At 60.2% G+C, this 16460-nt stretch carries 12 protein-coding genes and 4 tRNA genes; 4 read left to right on the plus strand and 12 right to left on the minus strand.

Annotated features, from left to right (window positions below):
• Positions 1-125: 125 nt before the first annotated feature.
• Together QF045_RS20745 and QF045_RS20750 are read left to right on the plus strand one after the other, a co-directional pair.
• Positions 126-1016, plus strand: a complete 891-nt coding sequence (locus QF045_RS20745; RefSeq protein ID WP_306493800.1) for a LysR family transcriptional regulator — start codon at positions 126-128, stop codon at positions 1014-1016.
• A 65-nt stretch (positions 1017-1081) separates the two neighbouring features.
• Positions 1082-4360, plus strand: coding sequence for a PAS domain S-box protein (locus QF045_RS20750; RefSeq protein ID WP_306493801.1), 3279 nt, complete (start codon positions 1082-1084; stop codon positions 4358-4360).
• A gap of 51 nt (positions 4361-4411) precedes the next feature.
• Here QF045_RS20750 and QF045_RS20755 read toward each other — a convergent pair whose 3' ends face one another.
• From QF045_RS20755 to uvrB, 11 genes are all read right to left on the minus strand, one after another.
• Entirely contained in the window at positions 4412-5380 is a 969-nt protein-coding gene (locus QF045_RS20755) for a hypothetical protein (RefSeq protein WP_306493802.1), read from the minus strand.
• A gap of 660 nt (positions 5381-6040) precedes the next feature.
• Complete coding sequence (locus tag QF045_RS20760; RefSeq protein WP_306493803.1) at positions 6041-7000, minus strand: tRNA-dihydrouridine synthase; 960 nt, start codon at positions 6998-7000, stop codon at positions 6041-6043.
• A gap of 55 nt (positions 7001-7055) precedes the next feature.
• Entirely contained in the window at positions 7056-7490 is a 435-nt protein-coding gene (locus QF045_RS20765) for a thioesterase family protein (RefSeq protein WP_306493804.1), read from the minus strand.
• A gap of 39 nt (positions 7491-7529) precedes the next feature.
• Complete coding sequence (locus QF045_RS20770) at positions 7530-8363, minus strand: alpha/beta fold hydrolase (protein ID WP_306493805.1); 834 nt, start codon at positions 8361-8363, stop codon at positions 7530-7532.
• Between the two features lie 14 nt (positions 8364-8377).
• On the minus strand, positions 8378-8917 hold the full coding sequence (locus QF045_RS20775) for a TetR/AcrR family transcriptional regulator (protein WP_306493806.1): 540 nt from the start codon (positions 8915-8917) through the stop codon (positions 8378-8380).
• A 183-nt stretch (positions 8918-9100) separates the two neighbouring features.
• Positions 9101-9176 (minus strand) — tRNA-Glu (locus tag QF045_RS20780).
• A 79-nt stretch (positions 9177-9255) separates the two neighbouring features.
• A tRNA-Ala gene (locus QF045_RS20785) sits at positions 9256-9331 on the minus strand.
• A 49-nt stretch (positions 9332-9380) separates the two neighbouring features.
• Positions 9381-9456, minus strand: a tRNA-Glu gene (locus QF045_RS20790).
• A 78-nt stretch (positions 9457-9534) separates the two neighbouring features.
• Positions 9535-9610, minus strand: a tRNA-Ala gene (locus tag QF045_RS20795).
• Positions 9611-9757: 147 nt separating this feature from the next.
• Positions 9758-11239, minus strand: coding sequence for a glutamate--tRNA ligase (gene gltX, locus QF045_RS20800; protein WP_306493807.1), 1482 nt, complete (start codon positions 11237-11239; stop codon positions 9758-9760).
• A gap of 275 nt (positions 11240-11514) precedes the next feature.
• Positions 11515-13530, minus strand: coding sequence for an excinuclease ABC subunit UvrB (uvrB, locus tag QF045_RS20805; protein WP_306493808.1), 2016 nt, complete (start codon positions 13528-13530; stop codon positions 11515-11517).
• Positions 13531-13872: 342 nt separating this feature from the next.
• On the opposite strand from uvrB, the gene QF045_RS20810 reads away from it, so the two are divergent.
• A complete protein-coding gene (locus tag QF045_RS20810; protein WP_306493809.1) occupies positions 13873-15069 on the plus strand; it encodes an amino acid aminotransferase in 1197 nt (398 codons plus the stop codon).
• 100 nt (positions 15070-15169) lie between these two features.
• The gene (locus QF045_RS20815) at positions 15170-15379 is read left to right on the plus strand and encodes a hypothetical protein (protein ID WP_306493810.1); all 210 of its coding nucleotides are present in this window, start codon (positions 15170-15172) and stop codon (positions 15377-15379) included.
• A gap of 107 nt (positions 15380-15486) precedes the next feature.
• Here the strand turns inward: QF045_RS20815 and QF045_RS20820 are convergent, their stop codons facing one another.
• On the minus strand, positions 15487-16359 hold the full coding sequence (locus QF045_RS20820) for a LysR family transcriptional regulator (protein WP_124369000.1): 873 nt from the start codon (positions 16357-16359) through the stop codon (positions 15487-15489).
• Between the last annotated feature and the right edge of the window lie 101 nt (positions 16360-16460).

Consider the following 16460-nt stretch of genomic DNA (forward strand, 5'->3'; position numbering starts at 1 on the left):
AGCGGTGTTTCTTTGTGCCGGGCTTTTCAATAACCCTTTGGCTTGTGAGGCTGATGGTATGGCGCTACATTAAATAACTCAAATTCATATTTTTTATGCTTTGGATTACCAACTGGAATAGCACCATGGACCTGGCCAACCTCAACGCCTTTATCGCTATCGCCGAGACCGGCAGCTTCTCCGGTGCCGGTGAACGCCTGCACCTGACTCAGCCGGCCATCAGCAAACGCATTGCCGGTCTGGAGCAACAACTGAAGGTGCGGTTGTTCGACCGCCTGGGCCGTGAAGTGGGTTTGACCGAAGCCGGGCGTGCTCTGCTGCCGCGGGCCTATCAGATCCTGAACGTGCTGGATGACACTCGTCGCGCCCTGACCAACCTGACGGGAGAAGTCAGTGGGCGCCTCACGCTGGCGACCAGTCACCACATCGGCCTGCACCGCCTGCCGCCGATCCTGCGCACCTTCACCCGGCAATACCCGAACGTGGCGCTGGATATCCAGTTCCTCGATTCGGAAGTGGCCTACGAAGAAATCCTCCACGGCCGCGCCGAAGTCGCGGTGATCACCCTGGCGCCGGAACCGCACAACCTGGTGCGCGCGACGCCGGTGTGGGACGACCCGCTGGATTTCGTGGTGGCCCCCGAACACAGCCTGATCAGCAACGGCACCGTCAACCTGGCCGATATCGCCGGGCACCCTGCGGTGTTTCCCGGCGGCAACACCTTTACCCACCATATTGTCAGCCGCCTGTTCGAAGCCCAGGGACTGACGCCGAACATCGCCATGAGCACCAACTACCTGGAAACGATCAAGATGATGGTGTCCATCGGCCTGGCCTGGAGTGTGTTGCCGCGCACCATGCTCGATGATCAGGTGGCGAGTATCGCTTTGCCGGGCATACAGCTCAGTCGCCAGCTAGGCTATATCGTGCACACCGAAAGGACGCTGTCGAACGCTGCGCGGGCTTTCATGAGCCTGTTGGATGCACAGGTCGATCTGCCAGGGATACCGGCATGACACCGTGCGGCCTCGGGTTTTGACCAAACCGCGCTGTCTTCCATCGAGCCAAGGCCCTTTGAACAATGCGCACCCCCGTTGATTCCGTGCCACCGCTGCCCCGCATACACGCCCTGGACCCTCAAGAGGCGGAACAACGCTGGGACAGCGCCCCGCAACTGCTGTCGGCGCTCAATGCCGCACGGCTGGGCGCGTGGTGCTGGGAAATCGACACGGGGAAAATCAGCTGGTCGCGCGGCACTCAGGCATTGTTTGGCTACGATCCTCGCCAGCCACTGCCCAACGACCTCAATTACCTCGACCTGCTGGCGCCGCAAGACCGCGCCCGCGTGGTGCGGGCGTTTCATGCGGTGCTGGCTGGCGAGCCGGTCGAACAGGCCATGCATCACCGCATTCAATGGCCCGATGGCAGCCTGCACTGGCTGGAAATCAATGGCAGCCTGGTGCCGGACAAAAACGGCCGACGCCGCATGATCGGGGTGATCCGCGAAATCACCCACCAGCGCGAGCGGGAACACGCCCTCAGCCATTCTGAAAAGCGCTTCGCCACGCTCTTCCACCTGTGCCCGAACATGGTGCTGCTGACGCGCCAGGCCGACGGCCTGATCAGCGAAGCCAACCACCACTTCGAAATGCTGTTCGGCTGGCCGGTGAATGAAGCCATCGGCCGCACCACCTTGGAGCTGGGCCTGTGGCGGCACCCGGAACAGCGCGCCCACCTGGTCAAGGCCACCCAGCGCAAAGGTGAATCCATCACCATGGAAGTGCAGTTCTGCGCCAGCAACGGCCAGATCCACGACGGTACGCTCAGTGCGCAAAAGGTCGAACTGGACGGCGAGGCCTACCTGATCAGTACGTTCCTCGATACCACCGAGCGCAAAAATGCCGAGCAAGCGCTCAAGGACAGCCAGGAGCGCCTGGACCTGGCGCTGGACTCGGCCCAACTGGGCACCTGGGATTGGCACATCCCCAGCGGCATGCTCTACGGTTCGGCCCGTGCCGCCCAACTCCACGGCCTGCCGTGTGAACCGTTCCACGAATCCTTCGACGCGTTTTTTGAAGGCATGTCCGATAAGGACCGCGAGGGCATGCGCCATGCCTACCGCACCCTGCGCGAAGGCCCCGACGGTAATTATCAGTTGACCTATCGCGTGCTGCTGGAGGACGGCAGCCCGCGCTACCTGGAAAGCCGCGCACGCTTGTATCGAGATGAGTCCGGCAAGCCCCTGCGCATGGCCGGCACCCTGCTCGATATCACCGACCAGGTGGAGCGCGAGCAACGCCTGAGCGCGTCCGAAGAGAAATTCGCCAGCCTGTTCCAGGCCAGCCCCGACCCTATCTGCGTCACGCGCCTGGACAGCGGCGCGTTTATCGAGATCAATCCGGCGTTCACCCAGACGTTTGGCTGGACAGCCGCTGAAGTGATCGACAAAAGCGTCGAGCAGATCGGCTTGTGGGATGAGTCAAGCAAGCGCCTGCAACGCATCGAGCAGGTGATTCGCGAACAGTCGTTGAACAATGTGGCCATCGTGGTGCATGCCAAGAACGGCCAGAGCCTGACCTGCGTGATTTCCAGCCGTTTGATCAAGGTCAACGAGCAGCCGTGCATCGTCACCACCCTGCGCGATATCACCCAGCAGCAGCGCTCGGAAGCGGCGCTCAAGGCCAGCGAAGAGAAGTTCGCCAAAGCCTTCCATTCCAGTCCCGATGCCATTTCGATCACCGAGCGCGATACGGGACGGTATGTGGAGGTCAATGATGGGTTTTGCCGTCTGACCGGCTACCGCGCCGAAGAAGCCATCGGCCTTACCCTGTACCAGATTGGCATCTGGGCCGATGAAAACCAGCGCACCGCGCTCTTGGCTGAACTACAGATCAAGGGGCGCATCCATCACCTGGAAATGCTTTGGCACAACAAGCTGGGCGAGGTGCTGGCGGTAGAGGTGTCGGTCGAACCGATTACCTTGAATGAAACGCCGTGCCTGCTACTGACCGCCCGTGACGTAAGCCTGTTGAAAAATGCCCAGGCACAGATCCGCCACCTGGCCTATCACGACCCGCTGACCAACCTGCCCAACCGAGCGCTGCTGATGGACCGCCTGAGCCAGCAGATCGCCCTGCTCAAGCGCCACAACCTGCGCGGGGCCTTGTTGTTTCTGGACCTCGACCACTTCAAACATATCAACGACTCCCTCGGTCACCCGGTGGGCGACACCGTACTGAAAATCGTCACCGCACGCCTGGAAGCCAGTGTGCGCATGGAAGACACGGTGGCGCGCCTGGGCGGGGATGAGTTCGTGGTATTGCTCAGCGGCCTGGATGGCTCACGCACGCAAGTCAGCAGCCAGGTGCAGGAGTTGGCCGATACCTTGCGCGAACTGCTTTCCGAGCCGATGTTCCTCGATGGCCATCGCTTGCAGGTGACGCCGAGCATCGGCGTGGCGCTGATACCCGACCATGGCACCACGCCCGCCGATTTGCTCAAGCGCGCCGACATCGCCCTGTACCGCGCCAAGGACTCCGGGCGCAACACCATCCAAATGTTCCACAACAGCATGCAGAAAACCGCCAGCGAGCGCCTGCGCATGGAAACCGATCTGCGCCTGGCCTTGTCACGCGGCGAATTCAGCGTGCACTACCAACCTCAGGTGGATGCGCGCGGCAATACGATTGTCGGCGCCGAGGCCCTGGTGCGCTGGCAGCACCCTCAGCTGGGCGCGCAGTCACCGGCGGAATTTATCAAGGTGCTGGAGGACAGCGGCTTGATTCTGGAGGTGGGCACCTGGATCCTCGATGAAGCCTGCGGCGCATTTGCGCAGTTGATTGCCGAGGGCCTGGTGGACCCGCTCAATTTCAGCCTCTGCGTAAATATCAGCCCCCGGCAGTTTCGCCAGAACGACTTTGTGGAACGGGTCGAACGCAGTCTCGCCCAGCACCAACTGCCCTACAGTTTGCTCAAGCTGGAAATCACGGAAGGCATCGTGATCCAGAACCTGGATGACACCGTAATGAAGATGCGGCGCCTGAAAAAACTCGGTGTGAGCTTTGCGATGGATGACTTTGGCACCGGTTATTCGTCCCTGACCTACCTCAAGCGCTTGCCGGTGGATGCGCTGAAAATCGACCAGTCGTTTGTGCGCGACGCGACTCACGATCCCAATGACGCCGAAATCATCCGCGCTATTGTCGCCATGGCTCGCAGTCTTAATCTGGAAGTGATTGCCGAAGGCGTCGAAACCATAGAACAGCTGGCGTTCCTGCAGAAGCTCGGTTGCCATTTGTATCAAGGGTATTTGCATAGCCGGCCATTGCCGATAGAGGGGTTCAGGCAGTTACTGGAATAGAGAGCAAAAACAAAATGCAGCCTGGGTTATCCCTGCCCAGGTGCAACAAGGTCAAATCAATGCAACGGCGTGACCATGCGTGGGGACTCGCCCCTGTTTCCCCCATAACTCCTCGCGGCCATTGATGACCGCCACCGAATGCCCGGTCCGGTTGCACATACCTATCTGCCCTCGGGCGAGGTCACGCACCGGCACTCTTTTCATGTGGCCTCTGAGCCCGAGGCGCAGAAAGCCCTCTCCAGGCCCTGTCTCATCTTCGCCGTCGTTGAGGCTGCGAATCGCCGCGTGGTAACTCCGACCGGCCGTACGATCGTTGTTTTCCATCTGCGCACGCTTGGCGCTGACGGCGAACAGAAACTGCGCATCCTTGAGCATGCCGTTGTCGGGCCCGCTGAACCTGGCGCCCCGAGCGCCCTCCGCCAACTCGCGGTCGGTGAGCGTGAGCCGATAGCCATCACGCATGATCACGTGATAACCGTCGTTCATCCTCGCCACCTCCTTGAAAATGTCCGTGGGGCTTTGGCCGAATCGATACATCGCAGCCTTGATAGCCGACACCGTCACGCAGTTACCATCCGAGCCCTGGCGAAAGCCACTCCAGATATTGTCGGGCTTCGAGCCGTTGCGCTTTTCCGACAAACCAGGAATGCCCGCTGCGGCATCAGGTTTCGGTAACACCGGTTGAGGTGCTACCTGCGGGACAACGGGAGAGGGAGCCGGAGCCGGAGCCGGAGCAGCGTCCGGGATACTCCTGTGCTTGTGATTAGCTATCAGCGCGAGCAACTGAGTAAGGAACGAAGTGAGTAAAGCCACGATTGCATGGGTTGCTTGCGCATCATCGCCGAGGCCTGTCGAACTTTTCGGAATATCCCGGTACGCTATAACTGGCGCATGCCTGACTGGCTCGCGACTGGCAGTTGGGTCAATAGCGTGTTCATTACTGGCACGGAGCGGATCGATTGATATTGACTGCCTGACATCAGTAATCCGTGCAACATTATCAATTGAAAAAAGTGACATAGACTTCTCCATACGCCGGCATTTCCCGAAACACACGTTCGAAAAATACCTTTATTTATAAAAACAAAAAACAACGGCTATTTTTAAAAGTTGGAACTTGACCGGTTATTAAATACCCACGCGTTCGGCAGACGGGTCGTCGACAGGACTGTCAGGTCGGGTGTGGGAGCGTCGGGGAATGGCGTTGACTACAGCGTTATTGTTTAAAACCGCTTGTTGATCAAGGGTAACTGTATAGACGTTTAGCGTTGGCAGCGTGTTAACTGGCATAGACATGCGCAAGTTCCTTTTTATTTCATACCAGCTGACCTGTGACTGGCCAGAGGAGTGGTAGTTATGGACTGATAACAACGGCACTGTTTCAGTCCATCTATTCGTGGAATAGTTAAGCTATCGAGTTCCGCGAATCGCAGTTCATATAAGGAAACCAAAGCGCACTATCAGACGTTGCCCCATGGACAATTCCCACCAAGCCTTGATTTAAGGCTTTGTTGACACTCAAGTGTGGTCACACGCGCTAATACTCTGTAGGAATGTCACTCGTCGATAACATTCCACCCCTCTACTCGTCGCTCACTTGTGTTAACTCGCCGACGAAAAAAAGGCGCCTGCAGTGGCGCCTTCATGGGACAAGAGATCAGAAGTTGCAGTCGACTGGCTTCACGCAGCCATGGGATGGGGCATTCCCAGCAGGCGACTGACCTGCTGCAGGTCGGTTTCGCGGCGCATCGCCGTAAACAGCTCTACCGCTTCGGGGTAGTTGCGCGTCAGCATCGCCAGCCACTGCTTCAATCGGCCGGGCGCCTGGCGCTCAGTCAATTGCGCCACCGATTGGGTCCAGAACGCCTGGAGCATTGGCTGCATCTGCGCCCATGTCATTTCCACAACCTCTTGCCCAGCACGCGCCGCCGCGATCTGCCGCGCCAGGTCAGGGCGCGCCACCAGGCCACGGCCCAGCATGATGTCTTCAGCGCCGCTGACCTCGCGGCAACGTTTCCAGTCTTCGACGCTCCAGATATCTCCATTGGCGAACACCGGCACCTTGACCACCTCCTGCACCCGCGGGATCCATTCCCAATGGGCTGGTGGCTTGTAGCCATCGGTTTTGGTGCGTGCATGCACCACGATATGCGCAGCACCGCCTTCGGCCAGTGCCGTGGCGCAGACCAGCGCGCCATCCGGGCTGTCGAAGCCCAGGCGCATCTTGGCGGTGACCGGAATATGGGCCGGGACCGCACGGCGCACATGCTCGACGATCCGGTTGAGCAGCTCCGGCTCCTTGAGCAGTACCGCACCGCCGCGGGACTTGTTGACGGTCTTGGCCGGGCAGCCAAAGTTGAGGTCGATTACCTGCGACCCCAACTCACAGGCCAAGGCGGCGTTTTCCGCCAGGCATACTGGGTCAGAGCCCAGCAATTGCACGCGCAGCGGCACGCCCGCGGCGGTATGGGCACCGTGCAGCAGTTCCGGGGCGAGCTTGTGGAAATAGGCGGGGGTGAGCAAGCGGTCGTTGACGCGGATGAACTCGGTCACGCACCAGTCAATACCGCCCACGCGGGTCAACACGTCCCGCAGGATGTTGTCGACCAACCCCTCCATGGGCGCCAAAGCAATTTGCATGGAAAACACTCAACAAAAATCGTGGCGCAGTTTACTGGGTTTCCCGCAACAACCGTTAACCCCCTGTCAGCGCAGGCCCATAACCCTCGATAAACTCGGCAGGCATGCGTTTGGGCCTGCCGCTGGACAGTTCGATACAGACAAAGGTGGTTTGCGCGCGCAACAAGGTGGCGCCGTCACGCGGACGTACCAGTTGGAAACGGCGCGTCATCTTAAGACGCTGGTCCCAGTCGACAATCCACGTGGCCAGTTGCAGTTCATCGCCTTCGTAGGCGGCCGCCAGGTAGTCGATCTCATGACGCACCACGGCCATGGCACGGTCCAGGCGCCGGTACTCGGCGAGGTCCAGCCCCAGGCGCTGGGAATGACGCCAAGCGCAACGCTCCAGCCAGGCCACATACACCGCATTATTGGCGTGCCCCAGGCCGTCGATGTCCTCAGGGGCAACCTGCAGATCGATGATAAACGGCGTTGCCAAATCCCAGCCCATGCGTTGCTCCAGTCGATTGATGTCGGCCGGCGCAGTGTATCAGGCGGTTTGGCGCTCCTGTAAATGGCAGCCCGCCAATAGGGCGAGTACAGCTTCGATGACACGCGGGTCAGCCAGGACTTTCTGGTGCCCGCCCTGCTCCAGGCGCAGCAGGCGGCTGTCGAACCAGGCCTCGTGGATGGCCTGGGAGGCTTTGACCGGGACGAATGTATCGTCTTCGGCATGCACGATCAGGCCGGGAAGGTTCATGTGGTAGCGGGCGACATCCAGGTGCTTGAGCGGCATGCCGAACGTCAGCTCGACCTCTTGGATAAACGCCGAACGCGCGCGCGGCGGCAAACCCATCATGCGCGTGAAACCGCGCAGCACATCGAGGAACCGCGCCGGCGCAGCGACGCTCACCAACGCCTGCGTGCGCAGCCCCAACTGCACGGCCAGCATCGCACTGGCACCGCCCATCGAGTGGCCGACCACCGCATGCAACGGTGGCAGCTCCGCCGCCGCCTCCAGCATGGCACGGGCGAACAACAACACATGTGCTTCACGCCCCGGCGATTGGCCATGGGCCGGGCCATCCAAGGCAATCACCGAATAGCCGCCCTCCACCAGCGCCATAATCAGGCTGGCGAACTGCGTGGGGCGCCCTTCCCAACCGTGCATGAGCAACACCGCGGGCCCTTGCCCCCAGCACAGCGCCGACAGGCCAAAACGCAACGTGATGCGCTGCGACTGCGCCAGCAACGGCAGCTCCCACTCACGCGGTGGCAGCTCGCGGGGCGTCATGAAGGTGCGACACATCTTGTTGGCCACCGTTTGCGGTGCAAGTCGACCGACAGTGCCATTGAAGCCACGAACCCAGGTCAAGCTGCCCATGCTCTGAACCCTCTTCAGCGTACCGCCGACTTGGCGGCGCGCAACACACGATCGGATAATTCGCCGGGGCCAAGGGCTCGCGCCAGCGTCAGGCCACCGACCATCAGCGCCATGTCGGCCAGCGCCTTGTCGGTATCTTCCGGGCTGGCCGCCAGTTGGGCCGCCATCAACTCGCAGTGTTCGTTCAACACCTGACGGAATTCATCCGGTAAACGGCCCATCTCGCCGACGGTCGCAGGCAGCGGGCACGCCTGGACGGTGGCGTCGCGGTGCTTGCGCGACAGGTAGAACGCCGCCACCAGGCTTCTGCGCTCCTCGCCGGTCAGTTGTGAGTCGACTTCTTCGATCGCTGCGCGGCGCTTGGCCAGCAAGTGAGTGAACGCCTCCAGCATCAGTGCGTCCTTGCTCTCAAAGTGCGCGTAAAAACCACCGACCGTCAGCCCTGCCGCCCCCATGACTTCACCAACGCTCGGCTCAGCCGGGCCACGCTGGATCAATGCCGCACTGGCGGCCTGCAAAATACGTTCGCGAGTTTGCGCTTTCTTATCGCTCATCAAAGCCTCCGTCTCTCATGGGTTGAATATTATTACCATAATAATATTGCGCAAGCGACAAGCATGACCACTGGTCAGAACAGAAGCAAAAAGAAGAGAGGAAGGATTGGCCAAACGCCAGACAAACAAAAGGGCCATTCAATAATTGAATGACCCTTAAAAATCCCGCAAAGCGGGTAATCGTGGCGTCCCCTAGGGGACTCGAACCCCTGTTACCGCCGTGAAAGGGCGGTGTCCTAGGCCACTAGACGAAGGGGACAAAAACCTTCTGTACAGTGATCAGCGCTGAGTGCTGATCGATTCAAGGACGGTGTGGCCGGAACCTTGAACCTGTAAATTGGTGGAGCTAAACGGGATCGAACCGTTGACCTCTTGCATGCCATGCAAGCGCTCTCCCAGCTGAGCTATAGCCCCGATTTTTCGCCTGGCGGCGCAGCAGACCTTTCGAGCTGCTTGTTGAAACTGGCGTCCCCTAGGGGACTCGAACCCCTGTTACCGCCGTGAAAGGGCGGTGTCCTAGGCCACTAGACGAAGGGGACAAAACCTTCTGTACATCCGATCAGCGCTGAGTGCTGATCAATTCAAGGACGGTGTGGCCAGACCTTGAATCTGTAAATTGGTGGAGCTAAACGGGATCGAACCGTTGACCTCTTGCATGCCATGCAAGCGCTCTCCCAGCTGAGCTATAGCCCCTCATCGGTGAGGACGGGGCGAATCTTAATGGCGGTTTCGAAACGTGTCAAATTTATTTTCAACAATTTTCAAAATTTTTTGCCGGGATAACAATCACTTACCGTCGAAACCCCGGAAAACCGGGGTTTCGTCCTTACCACCGTCTGTTTAAGCGATAGCGCCCAACAGCTTTTCCCACTCTTTGTTTTCTTTCTTCGAGACACCACCAAGCAAATCAAGGGCTTGGCGCAGACGGAAACGCGTGAGGTCCGGGCCGAGGATTTCCATCGCGTCGAGCACCGACACCGAACTGGCCTGCCCGGTGATCGCGCCAAACATCAGCGGCATGGCATCGCGCAACTTCAGCTCCAGAGACTCGACCACCGCCTGGATCGTCGCAGTGATCGCCTCCTTCTCCCACTGACGCAGGCTTTCGAGCTTCCACAGGATCAACTGCATCAGTTGGCGTACCTGGTCGGCCGAAAGCTTTTTCGATTCAAACAGCTTGGCGTCCGGGTTCACGCCACCTGCGAAGAAGAAGCTGGCCAACGGTGCGACCTGGCTGAATGTCTCCACCCTGCCCTGCACCAGCGGCGCGATCTTCATCATGTACTCGGGGTTGAGCGCCCATTGCTGCACGCGGCTGGCGAACTCCTCTACTGGCAAGTCACGCAGCCACTGGCCGTTGAGCCACGAGAGCTTCTCAATATCGAAAATCGGCCCGCCCAGGGAGACGCGGGACAGGTCGAAGTTATCGACCATTTCCTGCAGCGAGAACTTCTCGCGCTCGTCCGGCATCGACCAGCCCATGCGACCCAGGTAATTGAGCATTGCCTCGGGCATGAAGCCCATGCGCTCGTAGAAGGTCACCGACGTCGGGTTCTTGCGCTTGGACAGCTTGCTCTTGTCCGGGTTACGCAGCAGCGGCATGTAGCACAGCTGCGGCTGTTCCCAGCCGAAGTATTCGTAGAGCAGGATCAGCTTCGGCGCCGATGGCAGCCATTCTTCGCCGCGCAGTACGTGGGTGATGCCCATCAGGTGGTCGTCCACCACGTTGGCCAGGAAGTACGTCGGCAAGCCGTCGGTCTTCATCAGCACCTGCATGTCCATGCGGTCCCACGGGATTTCGACGTCGCCGCGCAGCATGTCCGGCACCACGCATACGCCTTCGCTCGGCACTTTCATGCGGATGACATGGGGCTCGCCGGCAGCCAGGCGCGCGGCCACTTCTTCTTTGGACAGCAGCAGCGCGCGGCCATCGTAGCGTGGGGTTTCGCCACGGGCCTGTTGCTCGGCGCGCATCTGGTCCAGCTCTTCGGCCGTGCAGAAGCAGGGGAATGCATGGCCCATGTCCACCAGTTGCTGGGTGTACTGCTTGTAGATATCGCTGCGCTCGCTCTGGCGATACGGGCCGTGGGGGCCGCCGACGTCCGGACCTTCGGCCCAGGTAATGCCCAGCCAGCGCAGGGCATCGAAAATCTGCTGTTCCGACTCGCGGGTTGAACGCAGTTGATCGGTGTCTTCGATCCGCAGGATGAATTCACCGCCGTGCTGCTTGGCAAAGCAGTAGTTGAACAAGGCGATGTAAGCAGTGCCGACGTGGGGATCCCCAGTAGGCGATGGCGCAATGCGCGTGCGGACGGTGGTCATGGCAGGTCTCGAATGGGCGATAAAACTGAAAATTGAAACAAGGGGCGAATGGTAACAGCCTGGGTGATTTCTGGAAAACCGAGGCGCGGCCATCGGGGGCAAGCCCCCTCCCACATTTGAATGCGTTCACACATCAAAAAGGTGTGCAAAGGGGTTTGCCCTTGATGAGGCCAATCAAACAGCCAGCAACCTGCCACCTCCCCCATCTCGATGTGTGAACACCTTCAAATGTGGGAGGGGGCTTGCTCCCGATGAGGCCTGCCAGTCACCGCCAATCAAACAGCCAGCAACCGCTCACGCAGCTTGCCAATCTCATCGCGCGTCTGCGCTGCGGCCTCGAATTCAAGATCCCGCGCCAGTTGATACATTTTTTCCTCCAACTGCCGAATGCGCTTGGTGATCTCACTCGGCGAGCGCAGCTCGTTCTCGTACTTGGCGCTTTCCTCGGCGGCCTTGGCCATGCCCTTGCGCTTCTTGCTGCGCGAGCCAGGCACGGTGGCGCCTTCCATGATGTCGGCCACGTCCTTGAACACGCCTTTGGGGGTGATGCCATGTTCCAGGTTAAACGCAATCTGCTTCTCGCGACGGCGCTCGGTCTCGCCAATCGCCCGCTCCATAGACCCGGTGATGCGGTCCGCATACAGGATCGCCCGGCCGTTGAGGTTACGCGCCGCACGGCCGATGGTCTGGATCAGCGAGCGCTCGGAACGCAGGAAGCCCTCCTTGTCCGCGTCCAGAATCGCCACCAGCGACACCTCCGGCATGTCCAGGCCTTCGCGCAGCAGGTTGATGCCCACCAGCACATCGAAGGTCCCCAGGCGCAGATCACGAATGATTTCCACGCGTTCTACGGTGTCGATGTCCGAGTGCAGATAGCGCACGCGCACGCCGTGGTCGGCCAGGTAGTCGGTCAGGTCTTCGGACATGCGCTTGGTCAGGGTGGTGACCAGCACCCGCTCTTCCAGAGCCACGCGCTTGTTGATTTCCGACAGCAGGTCGTCGACCTGGGTCAGTGCCGGGCGGATTTCGATTTGCGGGTCCACCAGGCCGGTCGGCCGCACCAGCTGTTCGATTACCCGGCCGGCATGTTCGGCCTCGTAGTTGCCAGGCGTCGCGGAGACAAAGATCGTCTGCGGGCTGATGGCTTCCCACTCATCGAAACGCATCGGCCGGTTATCCAGCGCCGAGGGCAGACGGAAGCCGTATTCCACCAGGGTTTCCTTGCGCGAACGGTCGCCCTTATACATCGCGCCCACTTGCGGCACGCTGACGTGGGACTCGTCGATCACCAGCAAGGCGTCCGGCGGCAGGTAGTCATAGAGTGTCGGCGGTGGCGCGCCGGAATCGCGGCCCGAGAGGTAGCGCGAGTAGTTTTCGATACCGTTGCAGTAGCCCAGCTCCAGGATCATCTCCAGGTCGAAGCGGGTGCGCTGCTCCAGGCGCTGGGCTTCCACCAGCTTGTTATTGGCGCGCAGATATTCCAGGCGCTCGGCCAACTCGACCTTGATGCCTTCGATAGCCCCCATGAGGGTTTCACGCGGGGTGACATAGTGGCTTTTCGGATAAAAGGTGAAACGCGGCAGTTTGCGGATCACCTCGCCGGTCAACGGATCGAAGGCCGACAGGCTTTCGACTTCATCGTCGAACAGCTCGATGCGGATCGCTTCGAGGTCAGATTCGGCCGGGTAGATGTCGATCACATCGCCGCGCACGCGGAACGTGGCGCGGGCAAAATCCATGTCGTTGCGGGTGTACTGCAGGCTCGTCAGACGGCGCAGCAGTTCGCGCTGGTCGAGTTTGTCGCCACGGTCGACATGCAGCACCATTTTCAAATAGGTTTCGGGGCTGCCCAGGCCGTAAATACACGACACCGTGGTAACGATGATCGCGTCCTTACGTTCCAGCAAGGCCTTGGTCGCCGACAGCCGCATTTGCTCAATGTGGTCGTTGATCGACGCGTCCTTCTCGATAAACGTATCGGAGGACGGCACGTAGGCTTCCGGCTGATAGTAGTCGTAGTAGGAAACGAAATACTCCACCGCGTTGTTCGGGAAGAATGCCTTGAACTCACCATACAGCTGGGCGGCCAGGGTCTTGTTCGGCGCCAGCACCAGGGTGGGGCGCTGCACCTGTGCGATCACGTTGGCGATGCTGAACGTCTTGCCTGAACCGGTCACCCCGAGCAACGTCTGATGCGCAAGGCCAGCCTCGATGCCTTCGACCATCTGGCGAATGGCTTCCGGTTGATCGCCGGCGGGTTCAAAACGGGTGACGAGCTGGAAATCCGACATAACGTACCTCGTGTGGTCACCCCAGACTCAACACCGCCAGGGACGAAATAGCTCAGCAACCGGCGAATAGTCATCGCAGGCTGCAGGAAAAAACCATGATAGCCGTAGTAGTGGTGACGAATGTGGCCGGTTTCAAGGCAATCGTCCTACCTGCCGTCCGGGTCAATATTGCAATAAGACTAACGGTCGGCAAATAAACCGAAAAACTTGGCCGAAAAGCCATTTCGGCTGTCGCCCTCAGCCGTCATGGCCTCTATACTAGCTCCCCGTTTGTGCACCGCTCTAGTACAACCGGCTGGAGCGCGACACGTCCCTCCCTTCCCCCATAGAGCTGCCGCAAAAATGAGCCTGTTCTCCGCTGTCGAAATGGCACCACGCGATCCAATCCTGGGCCTCAACGAAGCATTCAACGCTGATACACGAACCACCAAGGTCAACCTTGGCGTGGGCGTTTACTGCGACGAGGAGGGGAAGATTCCACTCTTGCGTGCCGTTGCCGAAGCGGAAGCCATTCGCGTGGCGCAACATGCAGCCCGTGGCTACTTGCCGATTGACGGGATCGCCGCCTACGACAAGGCCGTGCAAACCCTGCTGTTCGGTGCCGAGTCGCCGCTGCTCGAAGCCAACCGTGTGGTGACCGTGCAGGCCGTGGGTGGCACTGGCGCGCTGAAGATCGGCGCCGACTTCCTCAAGCAGCTGCTGCCCAACGCCGTCGTCGCCATCAGCGATCCGAGCTGGGAAAACCACCGCGCACTGTTCGAAACCGCCGGTTTCCCGGTGCAGAACTACCGCTACTACGACGCCGCTACTCACGACGTCAACCGTGCCGGCCTGCTCGACGACCTCAACGCTCTGCCGCCACAGTCCATCGTGGTGCTGCACGCCTGCTGCCACAACCCGACCGGCGTCGACCTGAGCCCGGCCGACTGGCAAAACGTACTGGATGTGGTCAAGGCCAGGAACCTGGTGCCGTTCCTCGACATGGCCTATCAGGGCTTTGGCGACGGCATCCAGGAAGACGCCGCCGCTGTGCGCCTGTTCGCGGAATCGGGCCTGACCTTCTTTGTATCCAGCTCGTTCTCCAAGTCGTTCTCCCTGTATGGCGAACGCGTGGGCGCGTTGTCCATCGTCAGCGACTCCAAGGAAGAAAGCGCGCGCATCCTGTCCCAGGTCAAGCGTGTGATCCGTACCAACTACTCCAACCCGCCGACCCACGGCGCGGCGATCGTCGCAGCGGTGCTGAACAACCCTGAACTGCGCGCCCAGTGGGAAGCGGAACTGGCCGAAATGCGCCTGCGCATCCGCGGCATGCGCGAGCAAATGGTGGCCGAACTGGCCAAGGCTGCTCCCCACCACGACTTCAGCTTCGTCGGGCGTCAACGCGGGATGTTTTCCTACTCCGGCCTGAGCGTTGAGCAAGTCACCCGGTTGCGCAGCGAGTTTGGTATCTACGCACTGGACACCGGGCGTATCTGCGTGGCGGCACTGAACCAGTCGAACATTGGCGCAGTGACCAAAGCCATCGTTCAGGTGCTGTAAACCTCAAAGCGCTATACGAGGGGGAAGCCAATGGCTTCCCCCTTTTTTGTTGGCGAACCACTAGACTGGACACCAACTGCCCTCTTGCTGTGAGAACCCTATGAGAAACGATGACCTGGACCTGCGCGCCGATCGCGACGAATTGCACGATTACGCCCCACGTGTGCCCCAGGCCAAGCGCCAGAAAAGCCTGGTGCTGCAAGTGGCGCTGGGGGTGTTCCTCGGTGGCCTGGCGTTGTGGCTGGTGCAATTGGGCGCGACCGCGATCATGGCCAAGCTGGCCATGGGCACCTTCCAGTTCGGCGGCTGATGAAGGGCAAAATGTGGGAGGGGGCTTGCTCCCGATGGCGGCAGTCCAGTCAGTAATTCAGTGACTGATACACCGCTATCGGGGGCAAGCCCCCTCCCACATTGGATTCAGGCGGCTACCAAGCCGCGTTCCTCCAGCAGTTTTACGAAGCTGTTCAAACTCTGCGACACCGTGCCCCTGCGCCAGATCAGCCAGGTGTTCAACACACGGTAGCTGTCTGCCAGCGGCCACACGCTCACCGCTGCAAACCCCGGCATGCTTTCCAGCATGCTGCGCGGCATCAACGCCAGCCCTGCCCCCGCGCTGACGCACGCGAGCATGCCGTGGTAGGACTCGATCTCGAAGATCTTGCCCGGCATTGCACCGTCCTGTGAGAACCAACGCTCAAAGTGATGCCGGTAGGAGCAGTTCGAGCGAAAGGTATAGATATTCTCGCCGTTTACCTCTCGCCCCCGCGTGATCGGCGCATGGTGCAGCGGTGCGATTACCACCATTTCCTCTTCAAACACCGCCACGCCCTCCAAGGTGGAGTGCAGCACCGGGCCATCGACAAAGGCCGCCGTCAGCCGCCCGGACAGCACGCCTTCGATCATCGTGCCCGACGGCCCGGTACTCAGGTCCAGCTCGACCTTGGTGTGCTTCTGGTTATAGGCCGCCAGCAACGCGGGAATACGCACCGCCGCGGTACTTTCCAGCGAGCCCAGGGCAAACGCGCCCTGGGGCTCCTCCCCCGCCACCGTTGCGCGGGCTTCCTGTACCAGATCGAGAATACGTCGCGCATAGCCGAGGAAATTCCACCCGGCCGGTGACAGGCGCAGGCGGCTCTTCTCGCGAATGAACAGCTCCACGCCCAGGTCCTGCTCCAGTTGCTTGATACGCGTGGTCAGGTTCGACGGCACGCGGTGAATCAACTGCGCGGCGGCGCTGATGCTGCCTTGTTCGGCAACGGCCTTGAAAATTTCCAGTTGCACCAGGTCCAAGTCATTCTCCAATCGTGAATGTATTGCTTAATATTATTCAGTTTCCAGAAAAGGTACAGCGCCGTACGCTGGGCTCCATTCCAATCACCCCAGCAGGACAA

This window comes from Pseudomonas sp. W4I3, from assembly GCF_030816195.1.
Classification (GTDB): Bacteria; Pseudomonadota; Gammaproteobacteria; order Pseudomonadales; family Pseudomonadaceae; genus Aquipseudomonas.

Bases quoted from the DNA above. Each gene is read 5' to 3' on its own strand.
- uvrB (WP_306493808.1), bottom strand. From the start codon at position 13,530: ATGTCGGATTTCCAGCTCGTCACCCGTTTTGAACCCGCCGGCGATCAA.
- QF045_RS20745 (WP_306493800.1), top strand. From the start codon at position 126: ATGGACCTGGCCAACCTCAACGCCTTTATCGCTATCGCCGAGACCGGC.
- QF045_RS20755 (WP_306493802.1), bottom strand. From the start codon at position 5,380: ATGTCACTTTTTTCAATTGATAATGTTGCACGGATTACTGATGTCAGG.
- QF045_RS20815 (WP_306493810.1), top strand. From the start codon at position 15,170: ATGAGAAACGATGACCTGGACCTGCGCGCCGATCGCGACGAATTGCAC.
- gltX (WP_306493807.1), bottom strand. From the start codon at position 11,239: ATGACCACCGTCCGCACGCGCATTGCGCCATCGCCTACTGGGGATCCC.
- QF045_RS20760 (WP_306493803.1), bottom strand. From the start codon at position 7,000: ATGCAAATTGCTTTGGCGCCCATGGAGGGGTTGGTCGACAACATCCTG.
- QF045_RS20810 (WP_306493809.1), top strand. From the start codon at position 13,873: ATGAGCCTGTTCTCCGCTGTCGAAATGGCACCACGCGATCCAATCCTG.
- QF045_RS20765 (WP_306493804.1), bottom strand. From the start codon at position 7,490: ATGGGCTGGGATTTGGCAACGCCGTTTATCATCGATCTGCAGGTTGCC.
- QF045_RS20770 (WP_306493805.1), bottom strand. From the start codon at position 8,363: ATGGGCAGCTTGACCTGGGTTCGTGGCTTCAATGGCACTGTCGGTCGA.
- QF045_RS20775 (WP_306493806.1), bottom strand. From the start codon at position 8,917: ATGAGCGATAAGAAAGCGCAAACTCGCGAACGTATTTTGCAGGCCGCC.
- QF045_RS20750 (WP_306493801.1), top strand. From the start codon at position 1,082: ATGCGCACCCCCGTTGATTCCGTGCCACCGCTGCCCCGCATACACGCC.